Raw genomic sequence first — 25984 nt, 5'->3', positions numbered from 1 at the left:
ACGCAAAGTAGAGCACGTCGGGCCGCCGCTTTCGCGCCGCGCGATGGGTCCTTGTTAAACGCATGGCTCGGGCTCAGCTCAACGTCGGACCGAGCGGTGATCGCGAGAGGAGCCCTGGCCCTACTTCAGTGATGCGCCGCAACACTCCTGACGGTGTCGGTCAGCACATCACCGGACGCGGAATGGCTGGCGTCACCCAGACTGATGATGCCGACCATCCGCTTGCTCTTGTTGATCACCGGCAGCCTGCGGACCTGCAGCTTCTCCATATGATGCATCGCCTTCGCGAGGTCATCGTCCTCCCGGCAGCAATGGATGCCTTCGGTCATCACATCGCGCGCTGTCGCGCGGCCGGCATCGAAGTTGTGGCTTGCGAGCCCTTTGCAGACGATGTCGCGGTCGGTCACCATCCCGACCAGCTTGTCGTCCTCGCCAACCGGAATGCAGCCGATGTCGTGCGCCCGCATTAATTTGGCAAGTTCGGTGATAGGGGTGTCAGGGCTGACCCAGTCGACACCCTTGTGCATCACGTCTTTGACCTTCATGGCGAGTCTCCGTTCCTGGGTTTCAGGTGCGTTGATGCAATGCAGCAGCGCCCCCATTTTCTGAACTGTACAACCGATCGGGTGCGGTGTCGCAGGAGAAAGCATCACTCCTTGGCGATCCGGCAGACAAACGCCGACGCTGTCGCCGTCACCCTTCCCAACGATTTAACAGCGACGTCGCGAGCCGCGTTCCCGCCCAGGATTGCAAAGGCATTGGGCGGTGCGCAAATTCCTCAGTCGTGCGCGCTAAAACGCCCGTGCGGTGCGTTGCTCGTCAGGCGCGCAAACTGCGCGTGACCCATATGAAGCAGCGTCTCATGATCGCCGGCTTCCATATAGATGTCCGGCTGTGCCTCGATGCTGTCGTCGACGATGATATCCAACCCGTAGCATTTGCCGACGGCAGGAACGGCACCGTGTGCACAGTCACTGAACAGCCGATTGATCTCGCTTGCATCGGCCATGTGGACATTGTCGCCGAGACTTGTCCTCAGGTCCGACAGGCGAAGGTGATGCGATGCGGGCAAGATGGCCAGGATGTATTCGCCGTTGCGCCGCAACACGATGCCTTTGGCGAGGCGGTCGCCCGAGATATGGCAGGTCTCAGCCGTTCGCGTGGACGTCATGCTGAGTTCGTGCGGGATCAGCTCGTATTGGATGTTTTCAGCGGCCAGGTATTTCTGGAGCGTGGGAGCAATGGCCATGACATCACCTCCGATGCAGGATGCAAACCATCCACCCCCGGCAGACTCTCGCCATAGGATGGGCGGCTGCCTATAGACCCAACACGGGTCTTCCATCCGCAATTATATACGGGTTCGCAATTTTATACAGGGTGGCGAACCAAGTTGCGCTATTTCACGATATGATGCGGTGCGGCGCGGCTTCGAGAGCGCCATGTTGCCTGACGACCGACTGGCAGCGCCGGCTGCTTCAGCCGACCTCGCCCCTTTGCGCTGCCGCGATGGCGGCGATGCAGGTTCTGGCAGCCCTGTCGTCGCCTCGAGGCGCTAATCCCGAATCGGGCGGGCGGGCGTCTCTCATTTCCGCTATAATGAAACCATGACGATCGGGATTACCGGACCCGGAGGCAAGATACCGAGGCAAAGTGCCATGGTCGGGTTGATTGTTGCGGCCGTCGTCATTGGGATTTGCCTCGTCCTGCTTGCGCTCGCGAGCGACCTCCTGGTCGGCTGGCTGTGGTTTGCCTCGATCGGTTATCTCCAGGTCTTTTGGACCACAATCGGCGCCGAAGCCGTCGTCTTTCTTGCAGTCTGGATCGGAACCACCGTCATCCTCTGGCTGAACGGATGGCTCGCGCTACGCTCTGCCCGACAGCGGCCGACGCAGTTCGTCGCCGCTCCGTCGTGGAGCGCCGCGGGCAACGCGCCGCCGGATCTGCTTGTGCTTGCGCGCGATCGATTGTCGTGGCCCTGGTTGATCACAGGCGTTGCGGCTTTGCTCGCTCTTCTTGTTGCGGCAGCCCAGGCCGGCAACTGGGGCGTCTTCCTGCGATTTGTCTATCAGGTGCCCTACGGCGCAGACGATCCGCTCTACAACAAGGACATCGGCTTCTACCTCTTCTCACTGCCCGCCTATATCCTCATCAAGAACTGGATGATCCTCGCGCTCGTTCTGAGCGGGCTTTTCGCCGCGGCGATCTACTGGGTGCACGGCGACATCGAATACGACGTTCACCGTCGATCAATATCGCCGACAGCGATCGCTCATGGTTCCGCTCTGCTTGGTTTTCTCTTCGCGGTAAAAGCCTGGTCCTGTGTTCTCGACCGCTATCTGCTGCTCTACGGCGACAATAGCGTCGTCGTCGGCGCAAGTTACACCGACGTGCATGTGGGGCTGCCGGCGTTGTGGCTAATGATCGGACTTTCGATCATCGCGGCGCTTACCGCCTGGGCGAACATCCGGGTTCGCACCTACCGGCTTCCGGCCGTGGCGATTGTGCTCGTCAGCGCCGGTACGTTCGTGCTGTCCAGCGTCGTCCCTGGGCTGTTCCGGCAGTTCTTCGTCAAACCAAGCGAGTTGGAGCTGGAGAAGCCCTACATTGAACACAACATCGCGCTCACCCGGCAGGCATACAATCTCGATCAGATCGCAGCCAGGCCGTTTACCGCCGAGCAGAAGCTTACCCCCGAGGCGCTCGAAGCCAACAAGGCGACAATTGAAAATATCAGGCTGTGGGACTGGCTGCCGCTGTCGGATACCTACGCGCAACTGCAGGAAATCCGCACCTACTACAAATTCCATGACCTCGACGTCGATCGTTACTGGCTCGATGGCTCCTACCAGAGCGTGATGCTCTCGGCCCGCGAACTGCGGTCCTCCCTGCTGCCGCCGAACGCCCAGACTTGGGTCAATCGCCACGTGCTGTTCACCCACGGCAATGGCGCGGTGATGAGTCCGGTCACACGCAAGAGCGCCGAAGGACTGCCGATCTTCTATCTGCGGAATATTCCTCCTGTCGCAGACGTCGGCCCCAGGATCGACGAGCCGCGCATCTACTTCGGCGAGCAGACCGACGACTACGTCGTCGTCAAGAGCAGCATCCCGGAGTTCGATTATCCGAAGGGGAAAGAGAACGCCTATGCGGCCTATGGCGGCACCGGTGGCATCTCGATCGGGGCAATGGCCACGCGAATGCTGTTTGCTTACTATTTCAACGATCCGAACCTGCTTCTCTCAGGCTACATTACGATCGACAGCCGGATCATGATCCGGCGCAATATCAAGGAGCGGGTGAGCACGATCGCGCCCTTCCTCAGGCTCGATCATGATCCTTATCTGGTCGTCAGCAGTGGGCGCATGTTCTGGATGCAGGACGCCTACACGACGAACGCCTATTTCCCGTATGCAGAGCCCGCACAGGGGCTCGATCTCAACTACATTCGCAATTCCGTGAAGGTTGTCATTGATGCTTATAATGGGACTGTCGACTTCTACCTTATTGATTCAGGCGACCCGATTGCAGCGACCTACCAGCGCATCTTTCCGAACTTGTTCAAGCCGTTCACGACGATGCCGCCGGACTTACGTAAGCACGTTCGCTATCCGGAAGACCTGTTCATGATTCAGGCCCGACTGTACCAAGCCTACCACATGGAGGCGGCCGACGTTTTTTACAACCGCGAGGATCTCTGGCAATTCCCGCGCCAGCCGGGCGGCGACGGCATCTCGACGATGACACCCTATTACATCATCATGCGCTTGCCCGGCGAACCGCAGGCCGAATTTTTCCTCATGCTTCCCATGGTACCGAGCCGCCGCGACAACATGATCGCGTGGCTCGCCGCGCGCTGCGACGCGCCCGACTATGGCAAATTGATTGTCTACGAATTCCCCAAGGAGAAGCTCGTCTACGGACCGTTCCAGATCGAGGCGCGGATCAATCAGAATACGGAGATCTCGCAACAGCTCACGCTGTGGAATCAGATGGGCTCGCGGGTGATCCGCGGTGCCAATTTGCTTGCGATTCCGATCGAGAACTCGATCCTTTACGTATCGCCGCTCTATCTGCGGGCACAGCAAGGACACCTGCCTGAGCTGAAACGCGTGATCGCAGCCTACGGTGAACATGTGGTGATGAAGGAGACGCTCGACGAGGCCTTGTCAGCGCTGTTCATCGAGCCTGGCGCGATGCGGCCGGTGTCTAGCTCGAAGGAGGAAATGCTTGTCACACGCCCGTCGGCAAGTCAGGCCCGGGAGGCGCTCGATCGCTACAATCAGGCCGTTGAACGATTGAAGTCCGGCGACTGGAAAGGCTTTGGCACGCGGTTCGACGCGATGCGCGAGCTTCTGGAGGACATGAGCCGGCACTCCACGGGCCATTAGCGCCGCGGCTCCTTTGGCGCCGGAAATGACGAACGCGACGCCGCGCTTGGGCTCTGCTCGAAATCATGGCGTGATTTCAATCGCATAAGAGTTCGCAGTTTTGTTCTGGGTGGCGCGCCATTTTCCCAAACACGTGCCCGTCTCATGTTTTCCGCATCACCGAAGTCGACCGCCTCCGCGACGCGTTCGACCGGTTCTGCAGTTGTCTCTATGTGGCCTCGCGCCAGATCGGCGCGGAGGCGTTCAACCATGCGCGCGGGTGTGGCGCCGGTCCGCGCCCGGAATGCGCGGCCGGCCGAACTGGCGGCGGCTCATGCCGGCCGCTTCCGCCAGATGCTCGAGTGTCAGTGCTTCGAATATGTGATCACAGGCATAGCCGAGGGCAGCGCAATACGGTCGTTCTCGGGTGCCAGATCGACCGAGGCTGCGAATTGTGATGTCCGCCATAGCGACGATGGTAGACGACGAGGTGCTGTGCAACGCACTTGGCGATGGCGAAACCATGGTCCTCCTCGATCAAGGCCAGCGCGAGATCGATTCCGGCCGTAGTGCCTGCCGAAGTTGATATGTTGGCGTCCCGACAGTAGATGCGATCCGCCTCGACCCGGATGGATGGATAGTCTCGCTGAAGGCGAGCCGCAAATCGCCAGTGCGTCGTCGCTCGACGTCCATCCAACAGCCCAGCTGCCGCGAGCGTGAATGCGCCCGTGCAGACGCGCGCCACGCGCCGTTAAAGCTGGATTAGCCGGGACGCTTCTCTCATCTTCGATTCGATAGCATCCCCTGAAGGATTTCCTCGATCGAATGTGGCGAGATGCCAAGCTCAGCAAATCCAGACATCTCCGGTGATGACACCGAGTCGATCCGCATCAGCTCCACTTGGTTACGCGTAATGGGCAGGCCAGGGAGTATCTCGGAGGCCCAGGCCAGCGCGTGCCAAACGGCAAACGGGATTGGAATCAGGCGTGGCGAGAGGCCAGCCTGTTGCGCGATCGCTCTGAGCAGTTGCTCGTAGGAATAGCGGGTCGGGCCGCCGAACTCAAAGACCGTCGGGTGGGGCTCGGCTCGCTCGATGATTCGGACAACCGCCTCCGCAACATCTTCGACATGGGCCGGTTGCAATCTGGTGCGGCCGCGGCCGAACATTGGATAGATCGGAAGCCGACGAAGGAGCTTGAGGACGGTGCCGAGAAACGCGTCATCCGGTCCGAACATCACAGCTGGGCGGACGATAAACGCACCGGCGAATTCCGCGCGGACCGCCCGTTCACCTTCACCGCGCTTTCTGATGTAGAGGGATGGCGAGGCGGCGTCGGCCCCGATCCCCGAAACGTGAACAAGCCGCTCGACTCCCGCCCGGCGGGCCTGGGCTGCTACAAGTTGGGCCGCCTCGACGTGAACAGAGTGAAATGTCTCCCCTCCGCGCTCGCGATAAAGGCTGACCGCGTTCACGGCGCCGTAGGCGCCGACCAACGCATTCGCGACGGATCGCTCGTCATGAACGTTGGCCGCTACGGATTGAAGTTGCACGTCCGGATGCCGTGACGCGATCCGGACGGGAAATTTATGACTGCACAGATGGCGAGCGATGCGGCTGCCGAGAAAGCCGGTTCCGCCGAACACAGTGATGGTGCGACCGTTCGTTGCTGCCTCCGGCTAGCGTTCGCGGCTCCACGGGAAGAGTGAGGCCGGGAAATCCGCCGCATAGCGGTGACCAATCGGCGGGCGCGGCTGTTCTTCCGGCGGGTTCGGGTCAGGCTCGATGACCTTCCGATAAAGATGCCAGGTGGCATGACCGAGCACCGGCAGAACGACGGCGAGACCGACGAAGAACGGTAGCGAACCGATCGCCAGCAGTGCCGCAACAACCAGACCCCATACCGCCATCTCAATTGGATTTTCCCTCACGGCCCGCAGCGACGTCCGGATTGCGTCGATCGCAGTCGCATGCCGGTCGAGCATCAGCGGAAACGACACGACACTGACGCACAGGGCCACGACGGCGAACAGGAAGCCGGCGCCACAGCCGACGATGATAAGCGACCATCCTTCCGGCGTCGTCAAAACACGCGTTGCGAAGTCAGGGATGCTTGCAGCCGGGGCGTGGCCAAAGGTTGCAACGTAGATCGCGTTAGCGGCGCCGATCCACACCCCGAACAGAACCAGCAGGAGGATGCCGAGTTCGAGCATGGCGCCGAAAGACGGTGCGCGCAGCACCTGCATGGCATCCCAAGCCGCTGCTTCCTCTCCGCGCTCGCGGCGGCGGCTGAGCTCGTACAGGCCGAGCGCGGCAAAGGGACCGATCAGCGTAAAGCCCGCAGCCAGCGGAAACAGCAGCGGCAGCACCGAATAGCCGATGACAAGTCTAAATAGGACAATTCCGAGGACGGGATAAATCACGCAGAGGACGATGGCGTGAGATGGGATGGCGTTGAAGTCTTCCCAGCCCAGTCGCAACGCGTTGCCCAAATCGGAAAGGCTGATCTTGCGTACGACAAACGGGGTGGAGACGCCAAACACTTGCAGTCTGGGTCTTGCGAATACGGTGGTCATGGCGCCGGTCTCCTTGCTTCTGATCGCAGGGGAAATGGCGCGCCTTCAAGTCGCGCACATTCGCCTCATGCGCGAAAATCGCGATTGAGCCCGGCAAACCAGATTCAACGAGAAGGAGCTTTGCCGGACGACACCCGTCGCGACCGGTGCACCCAGCTTAGCGCGATGGGTGGAAGAAACAAGACAGCGCTTGCGGCTGGGTGAATTGTGCATCTGCACAGTTCGTTTTGTTGCGTTGCGTCACCAAGCGATCGCTGCCGGCCTCCACCGCCGGCTTGAAATGATGCCGGAGACCTCGCGGTGCGACACACTCCACTATTGACGCCCGGCTCGACGCGTACCATGTTGAATCCAACGCCCCCAGCTCCGTTGAGACTTGTGCGGTCGTAACGTGCACTCGGCGTCGCGACCGGTTGAATGGGCGAGGCAAGAGGCATGACGGCGGCGGATGTGATTCCGCCATCGCAGCAGACGTGAGCTCCGCCCTCTGGTTCGTATCCGCAGCCTTTAGCGGCAAGGATGCATGAGGGATGGCTGTAGCAATCATTCTGCTGTTGGTCGCAATCGCCTCGGTGCTGTTTCACATTTTCAGCCCGTGGTGGTGGACGCCGCTCGCCTCAAACTGGCGCTACATCGACGACACGATCACCCTGACATTCTGGATAACCGGGGCGGTTTTCTTCGCGGTCGTCGCGTTCATGGCCTATTGCGTCTTCCGCTTTCGACACACGGAGGGAAGGCGCGCAGCCTACAATCCCGAAAACAAGAAGCTCGAATGGTGGCTCAGCGTCGGTACTGCAATCGGCGTCGCAGCCATGCTGGCACCCGGCCTGGTCGTCTGGCACCAGTTCGTCACAGTGCCGGCCAATGCGACCGAGGTCGAGGTCATGGGACAGCAATGGCAATGGAGCTATCGGCTTCCCGGAAAGGACGGCCGGCTCGGGACTTCCGATGCCCGCTATGTCAGTGCCGAAAATCCCATGGGGTTGAATCCCGACGATCCCGCCGGCCAAGACGATGTCGTCATTCAAAATGACGACTTGCACCTGCCGCTCGGGAAACCGGTGAAGGTGTTGCTCCGCTCGATTGACGTCCTGCATGATTTCTATGTGCCCGAGTTTCGGGCGAAGATGGATATGATACCGGGCTCGGTCACATATTACTGGTTCACGCCCACGCGCACCGGAACATTCGAGGTTCTCTGCGCGGAACTCTGCGGTGCCGCGCACGCGCAGATGCGGAGCAAGGTCGTCGTAGAGGAAGAGAAAGACTATCACGCGTGGCTGGACAAGCAGCGGACGTTCGCCGAGCTTTCCGGGCAGCGGGATGTCGCGAAAGCGGCTTACACGAGAGAGAGCGAATGAAAACATCGGCGAGGAGCGCCGCATAGCAGAGGGCGAACTCTTCGTTGAAGAGAGAGACCAAGGAGGGGATTCCGATGGTCGATGTCCCGTTTGACACAGTCGCAGGCGTCCCGCCCGCCGAAGTGGGCGAGGTCGAGCTCTATCATCCGAGAAGCTGGTGGACGAGATACGTCTTTTCGCAGGACGCCAAGGTCATCGCCATCCAGTACTCGATCACGGCGATGTCCATTGGGATGGTTGCGCTGGTGCTGTCATGGCTGATGCGGCTGCAACTCGGATTCCCCGGCACGTTTTCGTTCATCGATCCGAACCAATATCTCCAGTTTATCACCATGCACGGCATGATCATGGTGATCTATCTTCTCACCGCGCTGTTCCTTGGTGGCTTCGGCAACTACCTTATCCCGCTGATGGTCGGCGCCCGGGACATGGTGTTTCCCTATGTGAACATGCTGAGCTACTGGGTCTACCTGCTCGCGGTCGTGGTGCTGGCCTCGACCTTTTTCGTACCCGGCGGGCCCACCGGCGCCGGCTGGACGCTGTACCCGCCGCAGGCGATTCTCTCCGGTACTCCCGGGCAGGATTGGGGCATCGTTCTCATGCTGGCCTCCCTGATCCTGTTCATCATCGGCTTCACCATGGGCGGGCTGAATTACGTGGTGACAGTGCTGCAGGCGCGCACGCGCGGCATGACGTTGATGCGTTTACCCTTGACGGTGTGGGGCATCTTCACGGCCACCGTCATGGCGCTGCTGGCCTTCCCGGCGCTGTTCGTCGCTTCGGTGATGTTGCTGCTCGACCGCCTGCTGGGAACCAGCTTCTTCATGCCGACGCTAGTCGAGATGGGCACGCTGACGAAATACGGGGGTGGCAGCCCGATCCTGTTCCAGCATCTGTTCTGGTTCTTCGGTCATCCCGAGGTCTACATCGTCGCCTTGCCGGCCTTCGGCATCATTTCCGATCTGATCAGCGTCCATGCCCGGAAGAACATCTTCGGCTATCGCATGATGGTCTGGGCGATCGTCGCGATTGGCGCCCTCAGCTTCGTCGTGTGGGCGCACCACATGTATGTGAGCGGCATGCACCCGTATTTCGGGTTCTTCTTCGCCACCACGACGCTCATCATCGCCATCCCGACTGCGATCAAGGTTTACAATTGGGTGCTGACCCTTTGGCGCGGCGACATTCATCTCACCATCCCGATGCTGTTCGCGCTGGCGTTCATCGTCACCTTCGTAAACGGCGGCCTGACTGGCCTGTTTCTCGGCAACGTGGTCGTAGACGTTCCGTTGTCCGACACGATGTTCGTTGTCGCTCATTTTCACATGGTGATGGGTATTGCGCCGATCATGGCGGTGTTCGGCGGAATCTATCATTGGTACCCGAAAGTCACCGGACGAATGCTCAATGAGGCGCTTGGACGATTCCACTTCTGGGTCTCGTTCCTCGGCGCCTATGCGATTTTCTTCCCCATGCACTATCTGGGCCTGTTGGGTATGCCCCGCCGCTATCACGACATCGGCGAAACGGCATTCGTTCCGGCATCCGCCCATGACCTCAATGCGTTCATGAGCGTCGCGGCCCTGATCGTCGGCTTCGCCCAGCTCGTGTTCCTGTTCAATCTGATCTGGAGCCTGTTCAAAGGAAAAGAGGCCGGCGGCAATCCCTGGGGCGCCGCGTCGCTGGAATGGCAAACGCCAGAGACCCCGCCGGGGCATGGCAACTGGGGCAAGGAGCTCCCGATCGTCCATCGCTGGGCCTACGATTACAGCGTCCCCGGCGCCGCCATGGATTTCGTGCCGCAAAATGAACCGCCGGCAGGATTGTCGGCGCAAGGGCCCCACGCATGAGCGCCATCATCCTGTTCATGGCTGGAATAGCCGCAATTGCGGGATGGTGGCTCTCGCAACAGCGGCTGGCAGCCAAGCCATGGCTGGAGGAAGGCGTGATGGTCGATCTTCGCGAGGAGAGTACCTCGTCCCTGCCGGCGGCGAAGCTCGGATTGGGCGTATTTCTCGCGGTCGTCGGCTCGCTATTCGCACTCTTCATCAGCGCCTACTCGATGCGCATGAACATGGTGGACTGGCGGACGCTGCCAGTGCCAGCGCTGTTGTGGTTCAACACCGGCGTCCTAGTCTTGAGCAGTGTGGCACTGCAATGGGCGTATATGGCCGCGCGCCGCGACGACATCGACGGCATAAGCATCGGCCTGTGCGCGGGTGGAGCGTCCGCCATTACATTCCTTGTCGGGCAACTGCTGGCGTGGCGCCAGCTGAGTGGCGCCGGGTACTTCCTGGCGTCCAATCCAGCCAATTCGTTCTTCTACCTGATCACCGCTGTGCACGGGCTGCATCTGATGGGCGGTCTGGTGGCGCTCGGTAGAACGGCTGCCAAGGTATTGCGTGGCGCCGAGGCGAGCCAAATTCGTCTGAGCGTGGAACTCTGCACTATCTACTGGCACTTCCTGCTGTTGGTCTGGCTGGTCCTGGCCGGCCTGCTGACGGGCTGGACAGACAATTTCGTCGACATCTGTCGCCAGTTGCTGAGCTAGGGAGGCAAGGACCAGATGGCAGAAACGGCGCTGATAAACAACGTAGAACCGCCGGCGCGGCCTGCAGGTTGGCGAGGCATCGCCGCCGATTGGTCCTCGGATCAGCGCGCCTTCAAGAACGTTTCCTGGGGGAAGGCCATGATGTGGATCTTCCTCCTCAGCGACACCTTCATCTTCAGTTGTTTCCTGTTGTCGTACATGACGGCGCGAATGTCCACGACCGTGCCGTGGCCCAATCCCAGCGAGGTCTTCGCCCTCACGATCGGGGAAAAGAAAATCCCGCTCATCCTGATTGCGATCATGACCTTCATCCTGATCAGCAGCAGCGGGACGATGGCGATGGCCGTCAACTTCGGTTATCGCCGCGACCGCGTGAAGACGGCGGCCTTGATGTTGGCCACAGCAGCATTCGGCGCAACGTTCGTCGGAATGCAAGCCTTTGAATGGACCAAGCTGATCGTGGAAGGCGTCCGGCCCTGGGGCAATCCCTGGGGTGCGGCGCAGTTTGGTTCGAGCTTCTTCATGATCACCGGCTTCCACGGCACCCATGTGACGATCGGCGTGATTTTCCTGATCGCCATTGCGCGAAAGGTTTTACGGGGAGACTTCGATGTCGAGAGGCGCGGTTTCTTTACGAGCAGAAAAGGGCATTACGAGATCGTCGAGATCACCGGCCTCTACTGGCACTTCGTCGATCTCGTGTGGGTGTTCATCTTTGCACTTTTTTATCTCTGGTGAGGTCGCAGCATGACAAACGTCGCGGTACATCTGGAAGCAAAGCAACACCCGCTGCAAGCTCACATGCATGACGCATCTGCATCAGGAGCCACGCACACAAAGGGCCAGCAGCATCCGATCAAGCTTTACCTCGTGGTCTGGGGATGGTTGTTCGTTCTCAGCACCTGCTCCTATCTCGTCGACTATTTTGGCCTCCACGGCCATCTCCGATGGTCGCTGATCCTGCTGTTCATGGTGTTGAAGGCTGGCCTGATCGTTGCGGTCTTCATGCACATGGCCTGGGAGCGGCTGGCTTTGGCCTACGCGATCCTGCTGCCGCCGGTGCTGGTGCTGGTCTTCGTGACGATCATGGTGCTCGAATCCGACTACACGCATCTGCTCCGGGTCTTGTTTTTCGCCTCAACGGCATAGCTAGCATTGCTTTCGTGCCAGAAGGAGGACGGCAATGACCACCTATGTCATGCTTGCAAATTGGACCGAGCAAGGCATCCAGAAGGCGAAGGACTCGCCACGCCGTCTGGACGCTGCGAAGAAGGCTCTCAAGGATATGAGCGGCGAGATCAAATCCTTCTTCCTGACCATGGGTGACTATGACATGGTCGTGATCCTGGAAGCCCCGGACGACGCGGTCGCGGCGCGTTTCAGCCTGCAGCTGGGGATGCAGGGAAACGTTCGGACGCGCACGTTGAAGGCGTTTCCCGAAGCCGCCTATCGGGAAATCATCAACTCGCTCGGCTAGTCGGCTCGGGGACTATCCCGGCCGGATGAAGTTCGCAAGGACGCGTAACGCGGACGATGTCGTCCTGGACGCAGAGGACGCGCTCGCGGCCACGGTGCGGCGCTCACTATTTCTGCCAGTTAGCGATATCGGCTGCCTGCTCGGTGCCTCCTTCGCGACCGTCGGCTCCAAAGGACGCCAGGTCGTAGGCTAGCCCATGCGTCCCCGGAGATGCATACTCATATGGCTTGCCCCAAGGATCGTTCGGAACCACGCTGCCTTTCAAGTAAGGCCCGTTCCAGCGTTCGACGTTGTTTGGCTTCTGCACGAGCACGGCCAATCCAACACCCGTCGCCGGATATGAGCCATTGTCGAGATAGTACAGGTCGAGCGCTTGCGCAAAGCTCTCGATCTGAATCCTGGCCGCTTTGGTTTTCGATTCCGACAGATGGTTGAGCACACGCGGGCCCACCAGACCGACGACGAGACCTATGATGGTAATCACGACGAGCATTTCGACGAGCGTGAAGCTGTCCTGCTCCAACAAAACACGCTGGGGAGCGGTTCGACCGATTAAAACTACGCTGATGCTGGCGCATGGCTCAACCTGGACTTGCTCTTCCTCTCGTATCGTCAAAACATCAAACGACCAAGATGGCGGGCTATCAGGGCGCGAGGTCGGGGAGTTAAGCTGCCCTCCGGTAAGAGAACAGCGCCTCCACAGTAGTGGGTCATCTCAAGCCTTGGCGTCGTTGATCTCATCGTGGTGAGACAGGCTCGAGACGTGGTTCGGAAACCGTGGGCACAACGAGAAGGATACGTATTGGACCGGTCCTTCGATCGACGGCCGGGTATCGCAAATCCCCGATCAAACTCTTGAAGGTGCGGACGGCTAAAGCGGGGCTGATGCAATCGTTCCTCACGGCGAACAGATGAGCCGCCGCAAGCACTGCCTTATTTTTGGCAAGCATCGCATTTCGGGGAACGACGACGCTCGCCATTGATCCCGGGCGCCATCGATTTCGATGGCCAGTGCCTTCAAATGCCTGCATCTCCGGCGCTACGGCTTCCGCTTCTGGCGCCTCAGACGTGGAAGAGCGGAAGGTGATCGGCATCAAGCGAACGCCACGATGGACCTTCAGAGACCGTGCTTGACCGCGCCGACCCTGAGCCAGGAGGAGTGCCGGTTTTGCGTTGCGGGAAGATCCGGGCTTCATGCCTTCGTCTCAGATGTGCCTACGCTTACGTTCTTGACGTGCTATGCTAATTATAACAGCCAATAGGTGTGCCATGTCCGGTATTGCAGAATGGCTATCATCGATCGGTTTGGGAGAGTACGCTCAGCGCTTTGGCGAGAACGCCATTGACCTATCAGTTGTTGGGGATCTCACCGAGCAGGACCTGAAGGACCTCGGTGTCCTGCTCGGCCATCGCCGCAAGATGTTGCGTGCTATCACGGAGCTCAAGGGCGACATTGCGCGCACGCCTCAAGCGGGCGGCAAGGCGGCGCGGGACGGAGCCGAGCGGCGTCAACTCACGGTTATGTTTTGTGATCTGGTCGGCTCGTCGGCGCTCTCGGCCCGTCTTGATCCCGAAGATTTGCGAGGGGTTGTTGGCGCCTACCACAGCTGCATTGCGGAGGTGATCGCTCGGAATGAGGGTATCATCGCGCGATACATGGGCGACGGAGTGCTCGCCTATTTCGGTTATCCACATGCCCACGAGGATGATGCCGAGCAAGCGGCGCGCGCCGGGCTGGCGCTGGTCGATGCCGTGGCCAACCTCCAGACATTCCCGTCCACGCAACTTCGAGTCCGCGTCGGGATTGCTACCGGGATGGTGGTCGTAGGCGATTTGACGGGAGAAGGTGCGGCGAAAGAGCAGGCGGTTATTGGCGAAACACCAAATTTAGCTGCGCGCTTGCAGACGCTCGCCGATTCGGGCGCCGTCCTGATCTGCGAGAGTACTCACCGGCTAACCGAAGGACATTTTGAATTCCGGAATCTTGGCCCGGTCATCCTGAAAGGTTGGGCGGAGCCAACACAAGCATGGCAGGTGCTGGGCACTACCGGCATCGACAGCCGCTTCGAGGCCCAGCACAAAACTCAGTTGACGCAGCCAATTGGACGCGAGGAGGAGATCGAGTTGCTGTTGCGTCGCTGGCAGCGCGCCATGAGCGGCGAGGGTTGCGCAGTAATGCTTACCGGAGAGGCGGGCATCGGTAAATCGCATATCGCCTTGGCGCTCGACGAGCGGCTGCAAGGAGAGGAGCACATCACGGTGCGCCAATTCTGCTCGGCGCATCATACTAATAGTGCGTTGTACCCGTTTATCCGGCAACTCGAACGAGCCGCCCGGTTCGAGCGGAGTGATTCGCCGACGGCTAAATTCGCCAAGCTTGAGGTCCTGCTCGGTCGATCCGGAGCTGACGCAGATCGCGTAGTGCCTCTGGCCAATCTTTTGTCCTTGCCACTCGGTGAGCGTTACCGACTGCAGGAGCTGAGCCCGCAAAAGCGCAAAGAAATGACATTAGGGGCGCTATTGGCTCAGCTGAAAAGCCTGGCAGCACTGCAACCAGTGTTCGTCATTGTTGAGGATGTCCATTGGGCGGATCCGACTTCTCTCGAGCTCCTGACGATGACCTTGGAACAAGTACCGCGGCTTCGGGTGCTGCTGCTCATCACCGCGAGACCGGAATTCACGCCGCCTTGGCCTGGTCATGCGCATGTTACGACGCTCTCTTTGACGCGACTTAACCGTCGCAACGGAGCGGCGTTGATCGAGCGGGTCACCGCCGGCAAGGCGCTCCCGAAGGAGGTTTTGGATCAGATACTCGCCCGCACTGATGGCGTGCCTCTGTTCGTAGAGGAGCTGACCAAGACCGTGCTCGAAACCGGGTTCTTGCAAGAGCAGGACGATCATTACACCCTAAGCCGCCCTCTGCCAGCGATGGCGATTCCGACCACGTTACAGGCATCGCTAATGGCCAGACTCGATCGATTGGCCCCGGTAAGGGAGGTAGCTCAGGTCGGCGCCGTGGTGGGTCGCGAGTTTTCGTACGAACTGCTGAGCACGGTGGCCGGGTTGCCAAGAGAGAGACTGGAGGAGGCTCTTGCCCAGTTGGTCCGATCGGAGTTGATCTTCCGCCGCGGCGAGTTACCGCAGGCGGTGTATACCTTCAAGCATGCACTTGTGCGGGACGCTGCCTATTCAGGGCTCCTGAAGAGCCGACGCGCAGCGCTGCATGCCACGATCGCGCAGGCCTTCGAGCAACGGTTCCCGGAAATTGTGGATGCTCAGCCCGAAACGCTCGCGCACCATCTCACTGAGGCCGGACTGTTCGAAAAAGCGGAGGCATACTGGTTGCAAGCCGGCAAGAAGGCAGCCACGCGCTCCGCCAATCTTGAGGCCATTGCGCACTTGCAACGAGGGATCGAGGCCACGAGCCATCGGCCCGATGACGCACGAAACGACAGGCTTGAACTTGACCTCCAGTTCGCTTTAGGCCCCTGCCTGATCGCTACCCAAGGGCCGGCCTCCAACAAGGCGATGGCTACCTTTACCCGCGCGCGAGAGCTGTGCGAGCGCCTGCGAGATCCTCCCGAGCAACTTCAGGTCATGTTCTGGCTAACCACTGCGAGCGTCATTCGCGGTGAGCTGCCGCTGGCCCAGGAAACGATCGCCGCTTTGCTTCATCTCTCCCAAACGCGCGGCGACCGGCCAGCCTTGCTCAATGCGATGCGCGGGCAGGCGATGATCCGCCTGTTCATGGGACAGATCACCGGAGCCCAGGAAGCGATCGAACGGGCTTTCGAAGCCTTCGAGGCGAGCAGCGAGGAGGATAGACTGGCAGCGCGTGTGGCCGGCCAGGATGCCGGCGTGGCCGACCTTGCGCTGATGTCGTGGCCACTGTGGCTACTTGGCCGCGACGATACGGCCATTATGCGAATGGACGCTGCAATTCAGCGCGCGGATGCCATTGGCCATCCGCATTCGCAGGCATACGCTTTTTATTATGCCTGCATTCTCCAAGCTCTCCGCGGCGAATTCCTGATAGCGCAAAGTTATGCCGAGCGCTGTATCGCCTTATCAGAGGAGCATGGATTCCGGCAGTGGCGTTTGGCCCGCGCCGTTCGCGGCATATGCATGGCATCGCTCGATCCCTCACCCAACGCGCTCGGAGAAATCCGTCCTGCGTTGGACGAGTATCGTCACGCAGGTTATCAGTTGGCCATTACCGCGCTCTTGGTACTTTTGTGTCAGCGCCTGTTGATTGATCGAGACTACGAGCCCGCGCTGGAGTTGATCGAGTCGGGCCTCGCTATAAGTACCCGCAACAGCGAACGAATTTTGGAAGCCGAGTTGTACCGACTCAAAGCACGGGTGCTAATAGGCCGCGGCGGACCAGATGTCGAGGCTGTGGCACAGTCACTGATCGAACAGGCATTGGCCATGGCAAGGGGGCAACGCGCCAAGGCCCTTGAGCTTCGGGCCGCGACAGACCTTGCCGCGCTATGCATCGATCAGCAACAACGCGAGCAGGCGCTCGATTTACTTGCGCCGATCTATGACTCCTTCACCGAGGGCTTCGACACGAGAGATATGAAGCAGGCGAAGGCGCTGCTCGACAAGCTGCGGTGACTATCGCAAAACGCCGGTTCGTTGCGTCAGGCCCGGATGATTGGCCTCAAATCATTATTCGAGGTCGAGGATTTCCGTTCGGAAGACTTCCGCCCTTCCAATGATGCTCGAGCCTTTATGCAGCGGCTCGCTTCAGCTCCTTGTGATATTCGCACACGCTTTGCCAAGCTGACCCCTCTGGCTTCTCGTTGATGAAATGCGGCCCGTTGTGCGCAGGTCGCGCCTCATGCTTTCCGAATGCCTCGAGCGCCTGCTCCGCAGCGGCCTTTCCCAGCTTGCGTCCATTATCGAGATTGCTGTGATTCCATTTGAAATTGATGTGACCCGGAACGTGAATCTCTATGATCTTGAGTTTCTTGTCCCTTGCCTCCTCCTGTTTCGATTTTTTGTCACACCGGATGTGGTATTTGAAAAGCTTGACGTCATCTTCGCCAACCGTCGAGGCGAACAATTGGCAAAGATTTGCCAGCGCGTCATGAAGATTCTCCGGCTTGCGGATTTGCTTTGAATCGACAATCCGGCTCACCCATATCTCTTCCAGCTCCGGGTGCTCCTCCAGCAAACTTTCGAAGTTGACGGTATCGACAAGCGCCCCTTCGCAGTAGGTCACTCCGCCAATCTCTACGGTACCTTCGACGAAGGGAAGAGCTGAACACGCACACAAGGTGCTTGCGTCGATAGGGCCCTCAAACATAAACTTTCCGCTCGCCCTTTTCATGGGACGATTGGAAAATAATGCGAGCTTCTGCTGATCAAGGTTCCAGGCGTTATGGAAGATTACTGGTTTTCCAGGCTTTTTCAGCTGTTCGAAATCTATCCCCTTCATGAACTCGCTATCTGGATAGTTGATCCTTGACAGGCCGTTGACTTTGGAAAGGTACATTAAGGACGTCAAATAACGGATGAAGGGATTGGTTGCCATCGCTTGATTGAGAATCCATCTATTGAAATCCCCTTCATCCAATCTTGTGAACTTCTTTTTTCTGTCTCTGTCAGGCAGCTGATTGAACAAAATCTCCATCGAGTCCTGGAAGACGTCCATCATCCGGTATGGATCCCATAGGAAGTCCTTATAGTTGTCGGAATCGCTGACGAAGTTGTTCAGCGCCTTTATGTTGCTGCGCCAATCCGGACCGAAGACTGTGTTTATGGGAAAACGCTTATAGCTTTCGTCGTCCCGAAAGACGCCATTCCTGAAGAATTGGTGAGTCTTTTCGACTTTGTCTTCATGATCGTCCCATTGGTTGTAGACGATCCCGACCCATGCGCCGATGCAGGACAGTGCCCAGACATCGAACGTTATGTTGTGTGCGGTGAGAGCTTCCAGAACCCCGATGTGCAGCCCTGCCGCCGGTCCACCACCCCCGAGCGTTATTGCTCTCTTCGCCATGGCATCCTCCGTTGACTCTTGTGTGGTTATGCTCCGATCGAATTTCACTGCCGCGGAAGACTAGTAGTTTTCATGCCTATTGAAAAGCGTTCGGACTCTCCGTTGGCCGGACTTTGGCAGAACGATGCGCGGGAGCCGTGGTGGTTGATCCGAGACCCCGAGCGACGCGAGTTAGACGTCGCGGCAGGGGATCGCTAAGCTCTCGCAGATAGAAGCGAACGCTTTCGTTGTGTCGGTGTCCTCGAAACAGAATCGGGTCCCGGAGTCCGCACGTTCTACCCACCAGTCGATCTTCCTTCCTTTTGATATCCGGGCCGCCTCTGAGCGGAGCTGATCCAACTGTCGTCCATAGGCCCGAACTATTACGCAATCTGGCTTAGTCATTAATCAATGTTCTTTCCGCAAAAAAAAACGCATAAGCGCTGATCGCGCCACCTTATGAAGATGCGCTCCGATCAAGAGCCTAGCGTCGAGACTGTTCATCTACCTCGCGCGCGGCCAAGGTAAGCTCTATTTCGGTGAGCTGTTCCAACAAACGATGCACGATGTCGACGCAGTCTGATGACGGTATGGATCTCACGCGTCGTGCGTTAAGCTCCGCTTCGAGGAGCTTCGCCAGTACAAATTTGACACCCATTGGATTCCTAAAATGCGGGCCGGGATGAAAACCCAATACTGCACCATTTGGGAAAAAGTTGCAATTGGAGGTAGATCACAGAGCCGCAATTCAATACCCTCGGGCGGAGATACAAGCCTGCGAAGGCACATCGCATCTAGGGGGATTCGTAGATCCGGCCTGAGCGAGAGGCCCTGCGGTTCACGCCATCGGCGCGGTTATCCGCTAGTGGATCGAGACCGGTGCGGAGCGACTGGCCTCCTCACGTCATTGGTTCGCCGACAGGCTACCAATCGTCAGTGCGTCCCTTCGCTCTATGTCTCTGAGGAGCGGAGAAAGTCGCTTGCATGGTCATATTGTGCGCTGCCATCTACGATCTGCTGGGCGCGCGGGCCAAGTAGGGCGCCAACGATTTCGGGACCGAGCAGTTCAAGCGCGGTCTGCCCATAGCTGAAGCAAATTCGCGGGAATGTCTTTCATAGATTCCAAACAGGTTCAGTAAGCGATGTTCGCCATCGTGGTTGTGGTCCTGATGCGCCTTCGCTGCATAAAAAGCAAACAAGCCACGAAAAGCTTCACGGGAAACGATAGGTTTGCCATCGCAATGTCCCCCAATAAAAAGCGAGCCATCTAATTCACGAAATTTGGAGTTCTCGTGGAATAAAAGCTACTGGTATTTAGTCGCTCGGCTTTGAAGAATCGGTCAGCAAAGCTGTCTTGACTAATGCAGCCGCCGTGACAGCCAGGCGCCATCGCCGGGGCTACGGTTCTTCACCTTTCAATGTCTGTTCCTATAATGCTTTAATGTCTCTGCCGTACCGCCGCACCTCCAGTGACAACCTGGTAAGGAGGGGTGTCAAAGAGCCCTGAGGGACCCGACAGAGCTGAGGCTGAGGACTACCTGGACCGTTCTGTGGTCTGCAAACACGCTCAGTCTCCCTTCTAAATAGGTATGAGCGTCGCCCTGCGTGCGCCTGCAAGCATCCGGAGTTTATTCCGATCTACTGCTTGAGTGAGCACAGGTGGTCACGAGCAGCATGGTCCGGGTGCATTGCCAATCGGTTCCCAACATCGGTTCATAGACTCCACGAGGAGTACCGATCGCCATAGTAGTACCAGCCGCCATCAAAACAACGGCGGTCAGCGCGAGCATTCGATAGGTTGCCAATTTCCACTTCATTGCGCTTCCCTCCAGTGGAAGCGTACACGCTACGCTCGGTGATACTTGCCGCTTGTGAACTACTTCACACAATGCGCATCACAGCCGTGTGCAGGAGGCGCGCCAGCGTGAACTGAAGGGCCTCTGATCGTGCCGGCAATCAGATCAGTTCATCGGCTGCCCCTTTGCACAACAATCACAGTTCGCCGAAGACCTCACTGACCTTCATCTTGATCGGCAAAAGTGGGTCTCCTCAGAAAGCGGAGCGGCGGACGCCATCGCCGGCGCTGCGGTACGGGGACATGGTGGTTATCGCGACGGGCAAGCCGCGGCGCTGCCGCCGGTTCCCTCATCGATGAGGTTGCGTCAGGTGAGATCTGGCAAGCGCCGTCCTGAACGCTATGGATCGGCTACCGAGCTGGCTTCCAGCCGAGAGCTTCGCGACCGCAAATCGCGTAGTTATCTGAGCCGCTAACGGCCAGGCCGAGTGCCTACTGCCATTTTGCGATCGGCCCAGCTCTTAACATCGCCGACGGTCGTCGCCTTGAGGAACGCGTTCGCCTTGACCAGCTTTTCGCGTGTGGTTCGACCCGTTATGTCAGCGGCGGCCATAACTGAAGCAGCATCGGCAGTTTCTGCGCCGGAAAATAGCGCCACGGCTCCCGCCGGTCCCGCGAAATGGGCGAGGTAGAGAGAACCGGGCGTGGCCGGCAGACTGCGCTTGGTCAGCATCGCGGCATGTTGCTCGACCAGCCGTGCGGCAACGTCGCGCGTAAGCTCGGCATCTCCGCGCAAGTCCAAGACTTCCTTGTCGCTGCGGCCCTTGATCAGATCGCGTCGGTGCCTTCGAACGGCTTCGAGCCACGTATCATCGAGAAACTGGGCGGCGCCGGTGGCGCTCGACCGCTTGTTCCTTGCATTCGGGTCACCGTTGGACTCGGCTATGATAATGCGCTCGACCAATGCCTTCGCAGCCGCTCTGTCGATCGATTTCCCCTTCAATTGAGCATCGCGAAACAGGACGAAACTTGCGACGAAAGCCAGGCCGATTGCCAGTCCAACAACGAGCGTGATGAATTCCGCGGACAACCACTTCCGCGCGGCGACAACGGATCCACGCTCGTCGGGGCGAGGCGGTCGGATTTCCTCGTCGCGGCGTATTTGCTCTGACACATGCGGCGGGAGCCGCGGGTTGCCATCAGCTGTCGTCCCAACGTAGAGGAATCCGTGCTCTAGGTCTGGCATCGCGTCTGCAGGTTTAATGCTTTCAAAACGCCATCGAAGGCACCTGACAGGCACGGCTTTGCCTCCGCGATTGGTTTGGCGCGACTGGCGCCTGCGCTTGCCTTGGAAATTCCGTGGCGGGGCCGAGGCCTGGGCAGCATGATCGCGGATTTTCCGCTTGCGTTGCCTTTCTGCTCGATGATCTTCGAATGTGCTGGTGCAACGATCGCAATGTGGTCCGGCGGATCCTTTAGTTCGCTCGAGGAAAGTGGCTGCGGTGGCGCTTGGAGTTGCGGAGTTTCGAGCCGGTCTGCCTTGGTCAGTGTATCGTGTGAGGGACGTAATCCGACCGTTGCGAGAGCCGGCGGCTCGTTCACAGGCTCTGTGATGCGCGGGGGCGCCTCGAGCTCCATCACGGCGAGTGTACCGAGGCCAATTAGGAAGAGAGCTACTCTCATCTGATTTCACGCCCTCCGAACGAGAAACCTCACTCAAATCCTCTTAGAAATGAGCTCCAGAAATCAAGGACGGATTGCAAAGGTCCAATAAGGCCCCTTAGCGGCAGAGGTGAACCGGGAAGCGCTGCTATGGGAGAAGATCAAAGACAGGGTTAACGCGGATCATGCGAACTGGCCGAGTGAAGGGGATAGTCAACCCGATGTGGCGCTGCCGGCTTCTCACTTCGAAAATGTCACCGAACCCCAGCTCGACGCCGTCTCGTCCTCGCTACGCCCTGGCAAGTTCGCGACTGCATTTTGCAGCGGGAGGTGTGCGTCTGTGAGTTGGTTCAAACAGCAAGGGGGACGGCGGAGTACATTTCCGCCGTGGAGGACTTCAGCAGCTGGGCAGCACGTGAGGGTGAGCTACGCAATCGTGAGCGATCACTGCAAACCGTCGGCAGGTTATCTGAGACTTCTAAGCGAGGCCGCCGGTCCACGCGGTGGAAAAGCACCGGGTCAAAATGGACAAGTAAAATATCGGGCCAGCCCCGGTGTCGAAGTTTTAGCGCTAAATTCGTCCGGATGGCGAAAAGGGCCGCTGGCTGCTGCGTCGACCTTCCACCCTGGGACATCACCGGACTCGGGCGTTCACCTCCGTCGGAAAGCGCGCGGTCACGTTGGCGGTCATTGTTCGAACCCGAGCAAGCGGCGATCAGTCCCAGCCAACCAAACAGACTTGCCCGTGGCATCGAAGCGCGGGCGTCGACAGTGGACGAAGCGCGATCTTGGCGGATTGGCTCCTGCCGATGTCATAGAGATTTGCAAATGGGGAACACCGGCCGCCGACCTACTTGACGTAGATCATTCGTTCCTTAGTGGCCCGCAGGCTGCGGATGTAATAGCCTTGTGCCTGAACGGCTGACTTGATTTCGTTGCTAACGTTGAGAACTCGTTTTCTGCTCTTGCGCCAGGTATGTGCAGAGTAAAGCGCAGGTACGGCAGAGCCTGTACTTAGAACGAGCAAGCCGCGCTTGTCATTGCGATAGATATCAAACATCGTTCGTCCCCGCTGACCATATTGAACTAAGAATGAAATATGTTTCGGTTGTCTCAATGGCCGAGCTTAGTATTTCGGTCGGCTGTGCGGGTTGTAAATCTGCAACGCCAGCGACTTTCCTTCAGTTCGTTCCGGATACAGAACGAACTGAAGCAAGCCCCGGCCGCCGTCAAATTGCTGCGTATGCAATTACTTCAGTCACGATGTGTTTCGGATGTTGTTGATTGGGGGCGGAATCGAGCGGGAAGCGGCAACCGCCGTCTTCACGGATTCGCCCCGTGTGGTTGCTCTTGCACGGCAGCGCCGACACGTCACCGTGGGCGGCGATGCATCTGGCCCGTAGGCGATGTAGCTACGTCTTTCGCTGACTGCCTGTTCAGTAAGAATAGCCGACTAGACCTGCTCGGGCTCTGCGCTTCGCGTTTTGACCCTGGCTGCGTGAAAACGTGAAATCTCGCGTAGCGCGGAGAATCTGCTTCTCAGATGGAGCGGCGTCGCAGTTCAGTATGCTCCTCACGCTCCCGGAACAGGCTTCTGAAGGAATGCTTTTCTCTGTAATTTGTGCGGCGCTGCATTTTTTACACAGCCAAGACCCATTGCGGACCTGACTGTCAAACGCGACGCTAAATTCAAATTTCAAGTAAGTCTCGGCCCGTAGTCTAGATTGTGGTCCGAATGCTGATGCGTAATGAAAATGCTTTTTAACGCGTTTAGCCCAAGACCAGCTTGCACGATCTGTCGGGCAACGCCGTTGCCACAACAATAACGTAAAGGGAGCCCCCGGCTACAATGGCATTTGAAGGTGCAGCTCGCCCAACCTGCAAGGGCGGACCGCCGGTGGTGCCCAACAACACAATCGTGCGGGCAGATTGTCCCGCCGCGAGTCTCGGTGCCAGCGCCGGTGCGAGAAGTGCTCCTGCGGAAATCTTTAGCGTCTCTCGTCTGTTCAACGTCACGGATCGCCCTCCACCTAAGCGACAGAATGCTACTGCTGAATGGCAGGACCGTCTACTTCGCTGTTCCGGTTTGAGCTTGCTTGGGAATGCCGCTTGTGGGCCTCAGCGAAGAGGCAGCATCGCTCTAGAGGTCCGCTTATTGAGGCATGGAAGACAAGATTTGCTCAGGCTGAGTTCTTCGCATTTTGACCCGCAGGAGACATGCGTTGAGGCCACTCCGTTAGTGGTGGCAACCTCCTCGGAGCTTGGGGTTGCTTCTTCGGTCTGGCCCGATTATCGTTTCTGTTGCAATCGCAAGGCAGTGGAACGGTGGAGGCCTGCGGTGCCCCGCGCTAGAGCGACCCCGGAGCGACTGAGCGCGTTTTCCGACGGCGTGTTCGCTGTCCTTATCACAGTATTGGTCTTAGAACTCCGCCGCCGGAGCAGCCGACCTTCCAAGCGTTGCTTGCGCTCTGGCCTACATGGCTAAGCTATGCTGTGAGCTACCTGTTCATCGCCGTTGTTTGGGCTAATCACCATCATCTCATGCGCTATGCGACAGATGCCACGCCCCGCCTGATGTGGTTTAATTTCGCGCATTTGTTTTCTGTATCGTTGCTTCCGCTCTCAACCGCTTGGATGGCCGTGAGCGAATTAGCCCCGCAGCCGGTTGCCTTCTACGCGGCAGTATTCTTCCTGGTGAACGCGACCTATATATTTTTGATCTTGGAGCTCATCGACCGCGCCCCGGTCGATGATACGCCGCCGAAGGTGCGCAGGGTCTCATGCCTGTCCGACCGATCGTAACTCTATGCCTTTTTGGGCTGGCCGCGGGTGTTGCGCTTAAATATCCTCTGGTTGGACTTGCCATTTGTTGTTGTTGTCTGACCGTCTATCTGAAACCCGAAGCGCCGGGAGCGTGAGCGAACGTGGGTTGCTAAGCCGCCTTTTGGCCATTGCCGACCTGCCACAAGCAACCGGTCCAGGACCGCTTATGACCCGGAACGGAAGGTCGCAGACCAAGACCGTCCGAACCTCTGGCACGGACACCACCCGACGAATCCGGCGGTGGCGCAAATGCGAAGTGCGGCGGCGTCTCCTAGGGCGACCTTCGCATAGACCAGAGGATAGCGTTCGTGAGGATTCGCTGGTAGCGGGCGTCCTGCCAAACTGACGGCTCGTGGCCTAGCGCCGAATAAAATACTCGTCCCTCGCCATAGAATCGGGTCCAGGTGAGAGGCCAGCCATAGAAACGTTGATGCACGTCGGTCTTGCCAAGGTCCCCGAGCTTGGGTCGAGACGCAGGAGCACGCGTGAACCACGATAGTCGAAGTCGCTGATTTGGTAGATCTCGTCCTCGACTTGCAACGAATTCCCGAGAAAAGCCACCAGGGGATCGCCAGGATCAACCACCTCGATCTTCACGGCCTGATGTCAAGGATGACCATTGAAGTAGCCGCCGACCAGATCGAGATAGTCCGGCCAAGTGTAGAATGTGTCCGTCGCCGAATGAACCCCGAGGAACCCGCGGCCCGAGCGCACAAACTTGAGAAGAGCTCTCTTTTGCGCGGCGCTCATCGGAAGTTCTCCGGTTGTGTAGAACATCACCGCCGCGTAGCGCTCGAGGTTTTCGGTAGAAAATTCGGACGTGTCTTCCGTTGCAATGACTTCAAAGGCACCCGAATTGCTTCCGAGCTGGGTCAGGATTACCTTGGAAAGCGGTATGACATCATGCCGGTAGCCGGCGGAGTATGATCTTCCCCCGAAAAAGTGGACGGGTTTAAGCGACTTTTAGCTCCATTTCGATCGGGGCGATATATCCGATGGCGGAATGGAGCCTGGTTCGGTTGTAGAAGCCCTCGATGAAGGCGAAGATATCGCGCTGAGCCTCGGCGCGGGTGTTGTAGTCGCGATGATGGACGAGCTCGGTCTTCAAGGTATGGAAGAAGCTCTCCATCGGGGCGTTGTCGTAGCAATCGGCCTTGCGGCTCATGGATGCGGTGATGTCGGCGTCGGTAAGAGCATCACGATAGGCGCGTGAGGCATACTGGGCGGATTCAAACGGTCGTCGCAACACCAGTTACTTTCACTCATAACAGAAGATCGTCAAGCGCCTCCGCCGGCGTTTTCCAGCCTAGTGTCTTCCGCGGTCGGGCATTGAGGGCCGCTGCCACAGCGGATATCTCTTCGGCGCTGTGGATGCTCAG

General features: G+C 58.7%; 20 protein-coding genes and 3 pseudogenes. 9 read left to right on the top strand and 14 right to left on the bottom strand.

Annotated elements, in window-relative coordinates; genetic code table 11:
* Positions 1-125: 125 nt before the first annotated feature.
* Positions 126-545, bottom strand: a complete 420-nt coding sequence (locus FXB41_RS31895; RefSeq protein ID WP_007601143.1) for a CBS domain-containing protein — start codon at positions 543-545, stop codon at positions 126-128.
* A 233-nt stretch (positions 546-778) separates the two neighbouring features.
* On the bottom strand, positions 779-1249 hold the full coding sequence (locus FXB41_RS31890; RefSeq protein WP_219684598.1) for an aminoacyl-tRNA deacylase: 471 nt from the start codon (positions 1247-1249) through the stop codon (positions 779-781).
* Positions 1250-1658: 409 nt separating this feature from the next.
* Between FXB41_RS31890 and FXB41_RS31885 the strand changes: the two genes are divergently transcribed.
* On the top strand, positions 1659-4391 hold the full coding sequence (locus FXB41_RS31885) for a UPF0182 family membrane protein (RefSeq protein WP_376707526.1): 2733 nt from the start codon (positions 1659-1661) through the stop codon (positions 4389-4391).
* Here FXB41_RS31885 and FXB41_RS42100 read toward each other — a convergent pair.
* From FXB41_RS42100 to FXB41_RS31865, 4 genes are all read right to left on the bottom strand, one after another.
* Complete coding sequence (locus FXB41_RS42100) at positions 4388-4642, bottom strand: hypothetical protein (protein WP_198288325.1); 255 nt, start codon at positions 4640-4642, stop codon at positions 4388-4390. The two genes, FXB41_RS31885 and FXB41_RS42100, sit on opposite strands and share 4 nt — an antisense overlap.
* Positions 4643-4755: 113 nt before the next feature.
* On the bottom strand, positions 4756-5115 hold the full coding sequence (locus tag FXB41_RS31875) for a DJ-1/PfpI family protein (RefSeq protein ID WP_219684596.1): 360 nt from the start codon (positions 5113-5115) through the stop codon (positions 4756-4758).
* A 35-nt stretch (positions 5116-5150) separates the two neighbouring features.
* On the bottom strand, positions 5151-6014 hold the full coding sequence (locus FXB41_RS31870; protein WP_219684595.1) for a complex I NDUFA9 subunit family protein: 864 nt from the start codon (positions 6012-6014) through the stop codon (positions 5151-5153).
* 33 nt (positions 6015-6047) lie between these two features.
* Positions 6048-6944, bottom strand: a complete 897-nt coding sequence (locus FXB41_RS31865) for a DUF2189 domain-containing protein (protein WP_219684594.1) — start codon at positions 6942-6944, stop codon at positions 6048-6050.
* A gap of 530 nt (positions 6945-7474) precedes the next feature.
* Between FXB41_RS31865 and coxB the strand changes: the two genes are divergently transcribed.
* The 6 genes from coxB to FXB41_RS31835 all read left to right on the top strand — a co-directional run bounded on the left by coxB (position 7475) and on the right by FXB41_RS31835 (position 12336).
* The gene (gene coxB / locus FXB41_RS31860; RefSeq protein ID WP_007601153.1) at positions 7475-8308 is read left to right on the top strand and encodes a cytochrome c oxidase subunit II; all 834 of its coding nucleotides are present in this window, start codon (positions 7475-7477) and stop codon (positions 8306-8308) included.
* 74 nt (positions 8309-8382) lie between these two features.
* Positions 8383-10158 (top strand): cytochrome c oxidase subunit I, encoded by a 1776-nt coding sequence (gene ctaD / locus FXB41_RS31855; protein ID WP_007601154.1) that lies wholly within the window; start codon positions 8383-8385, stop codon positions 10156-10158.
* Complete coding sequence (locus tag FXB41_RS31850) at positions 10155-10859, top strand: cytochrome c oxidase subunit 3 (RefSeq protein WP_219684593.1); 705 nt, start codon at positions 10155-10157, stop codon at positions 10857-10859. The genes ctaD and FXB41_RS31850 overlap by 4 nt, the downstream gene beginning before the upstream one ends.
* 15 nt (positions 10860-10874) lie before the next feature.
* Positions 10875-11597 carry a heme-copper oxidase subunit III family protein gene (locus tag FXB41_RS31845; protein ID WP_219684592.1) on the top strand — a complete coding sequence of 241 codons (723 nt, stop codon included), beginning with the start codon at positions 10875-10877 and terminating at the stop codon, positions 11595-11597.
* 9 nt (positions 11598-11606) lie between these two features.
* Positions 11607-12008: a cytochrome C oxidase subunit IV family protein gene (locus FXB41_RS31840; RefSeq protein WP_219684591.1), complete on the top strand. Its 402-nt coding sequence runs from the start codon at positions 11607-11609 to the stop codon at positions 12006-12008.
* Positions 12009-12042: 34 nt separating this feature from the next.
* On the top strand, positions 12043-12336 hold the full coding sequence (locus FXB41_RS31835; protein WP_219684590.1) for a GYD domain-containing protein: 294 nt from the start codon (positions 12043-12045) through the stop codon (positions 12334-12336).
* A gap of 106 nt (positions 12337-12442) precedes the next feature.
* On the opposite strand, the gene gspG is transcribed toward FXB41_RS31835, so the two are convergent.
* On the bottom strand, positions 12443-12859 hold the full coding sequence (gene gspG, locus FXB41_RS31830; RefSeq protein WP_256375810.1) for a type II secretion system major pseudopilin GspG: 417 nt from the start codon (positions 12857-12859) through the stop codon (positions 12443-12445).
* 746 nt (positions 12860-13605) lie between these two features.
* Between gspG and FXB41_RS31825 the strand changes: the two genes are divergently transcribed.
* Complete coding sequence (locus FXB41_RS31825; RefSeq protein ID WP_007601159.1) at positions 13606-16956, top strand: AAA family ATPase; 3351 nt, start codon at positions 13606-13608, stop codon at positions 16954-16956.
* 115 nt (positions 16957-17071) lie between these two features.
* Here the strand turns inward: FXB41_RS31825 and FXB41_RS31820 are convergent, their stop codons facing one another.
* The 3 genes from FXB41_RS31820 to FXB41_RS31810 all read right to left on the bottom strand — a co-directional run bounded on the left by FXB41_RS31820 (position 17072) and on the right by FXB41_RS31810 (position 22842).
* Complete coding sequence (locus tag FXB41_RS31820) at positions 17072-18346, bottom strand: patatin-like phospholipase family protein (RefSeq protein WP_007601160.1); 1275 nt, start codon at positions 18344-18346, stop codon at positions 17072-17074.
* Between the two features lie 2246 nt (positions 18347-20592).
* On the bottom strand, positions 20593-21210 hold the full coding sequence (locus FXB41_RS31815) for a lysozyme family protein (RefSeq protein WP_246649383.1): 618 nt from the start codon (positions 21208-21210) through the stop codon (positions 20593-20595).
* Positions 21211-22632: 1422 nt separating this feature from the next.
* Positions 22633-22842, bottom strand: a complete 210-nt coding sequence (locus FXB41_RS31810) for a hypothetical protein (RefSeq protein WP_007601166.1) — start codon at positions 22840-22842, stop codon at positions 22633-22635.
* A gap of 789 nt (positions 22843-23631) precedes the next feature.
* Between FXB41_RS31810 and FXB41_RS31805 the strand changes: the two are divergent.
* A pseudogene (locus FXB41_RS31805) lies at positions 23632-24584 on the top strand (TMEM175 family protein).
* A gap of 292 nt (positions 24585-24876) precedes the next feature.
* Here FXB41_RS31805 and FXB41_RS41815 read toward each other — a convergent pair.
* The 4 genes and pseudogenes from FXB41_RS41815 to FXB41_RS31790 form a co-directional block, all read right to left on the bottom strand.
* Positions 24877-25041 carry a ThuA domain-containing protein gene (locus tag FXB41_RS41815; protein ID WP_083869974.1) on the bottom strand — a complete coding sequence of 55 codons (165 nt, stop codon included), beginning with the start codon at positions 25039-25041 and terminating at the stop codon, positions 24877-24879.
* Between the two features lie 170 nt (positions 25042-25211).
* On the bottom strand, positions 25212-25481 hold the full coding sequence (locus FXB41_RS41145; RefSeq protein WP_246649387.1) for a ThuA domain-containing protein: 270 nt from the start codon (positions 25479-25481) through the stop codon (positions 25212-25214).
* Between the two features lie 76 nt (positions 25482-25557).
* Positions 25558-25827: pseudogene (locus FXB41_RS31795) on the bottom strand (integrase core domain-containing protein); the annotation flags it as partial.
* 40 nt (positions 25828-25867) lie between these two features.
* A pseudogene (locus tag FXB41_RS31790) lies at positions 25868-25984 on the bottom strand (IS30 family transposase); the annotation flags it as partial.

It is taken from the genome of Bradyrhizobium canariense, assembly GCF_019402665.1.
GTDB classification, from domain to species: domain Bacteria; phylum Pseudomonadota; class Alphaproteobacteria; order Rhizobiales; family Xanthobacteraceae; genus Bradyrhizobium; species Bradyrhizobium canariense.
The sequence above is the reverse complement of the archived record's forward strand: the minus strand, read 5'-3'. Positions and strand labels throughout refer to the sequence as shown.

What these genes read in the sequence shown, in the direction of transcription:
- FXB41_RS31835 (WP_219684590.1), top strand. Translation starts at nt 12,043, where the DNA reads ATGACCACCTATGTCATGCTTGCAAATTGGACCGAGCAAGGCATCCAG.
- FXB41_RS31895 (WP_007601143.1), bottom strand. Translation starts at nt 545, where the DNA reads ATGAAGGTCAAAGACGTGATGCACAAGGGTGTCGACTGGGTCAGCCCT.
- FXB41_RS31810 (WP_007601166.1), bottom strand. Translation starts at nt 22,842, where the DNA reads ATGTTTGATATCTATCGCAATGACAAGCGCGGCTTGCTCGTTCTAAGT.
- ctaD (WP_007601154.1), top strand. Translation starts at nt 8,383, where the DNA reads ATGGTCGATGTCCCGTTTGACACAGTCGCAGGCGTCCCGCCCGCCGAA.
- FXB41_RS31820 (WP_007601160.1), bottom strand. Translation starts at nt 18,346, where the DNA reads ATGGCGAAGAGAGCAATAACGCTCGGGGGTGGTGGACCGGCGGCAGGG.
- FXB41_RS31865 (WP_219684594.1), bottom strand. Translation starts at nt 6,944, where the DNA reads ATGACCACCGTATTCGCAAGACCCAGACTGCAAGTGTTTGGCGTCTCC.
- FXB41_RS31825 (WP_007601159.1), top strand. Translation starts at nt 13,606, where the DNA reads ATGTCCGGTATTGCAGAATGGCTATCATCGATCGGTTTGGGAGAGTAC.
- FXB41_RS31840 (WP_219684591.1), top strand. Translation starts at nt 11,607, where the DNA reads ATGACAAACGTCGCGGTACATCTGGAAGCAAAGCAACACCCGCTGCAA.
- FXB41_RS42100 (WP_198288325.1), bottom strand. Translation starts at nt 4,642, where the DNA reads ATGGTTGAACGCCTCCGCGCCGATCTGGCGCGAGGCCACATAGAGACA.
- FXB41_RS31845 (WP_219684592.1), top strand. Translation starts at nt 10,875, where the DNA reads ATGGCAGAAACGGCGCTGATAAACAACGTAGAACCGCCGGCGCGGCCT.
- FXB41_RS31850 (WP_219684593.1), top strand. Translation starts at nt 10,155, where the DNA reads ATGAGCGCCATCATCCTGTTCATGGCTGGAATAGCCGCAATTGCGGGA.
- coxB (WP_007601153.1), top strand. Translation starts at nt 7,475, where the DNA reads ATGGCTGTAGCAATCATTCTGCTGTTGGTCGCAATCGCCTCGGTGCTG.
- FXB41_RS31885 (WP_376707526.1), top strand. Translation starts at nt 1,659, where the DNA reads ATGGTCGGGTTGATTGTTGCGGCCGTCGTCATTGGGATTTGCCTCGTC.
- FXB41_RS31890 (WP_219684598.1), bottom strand. Translation starts at nt 1,249, where the DNA reads ATGGCCATTGCTCCCACGCTCCAGAAATACCTGGCCGCTGAAAACATC.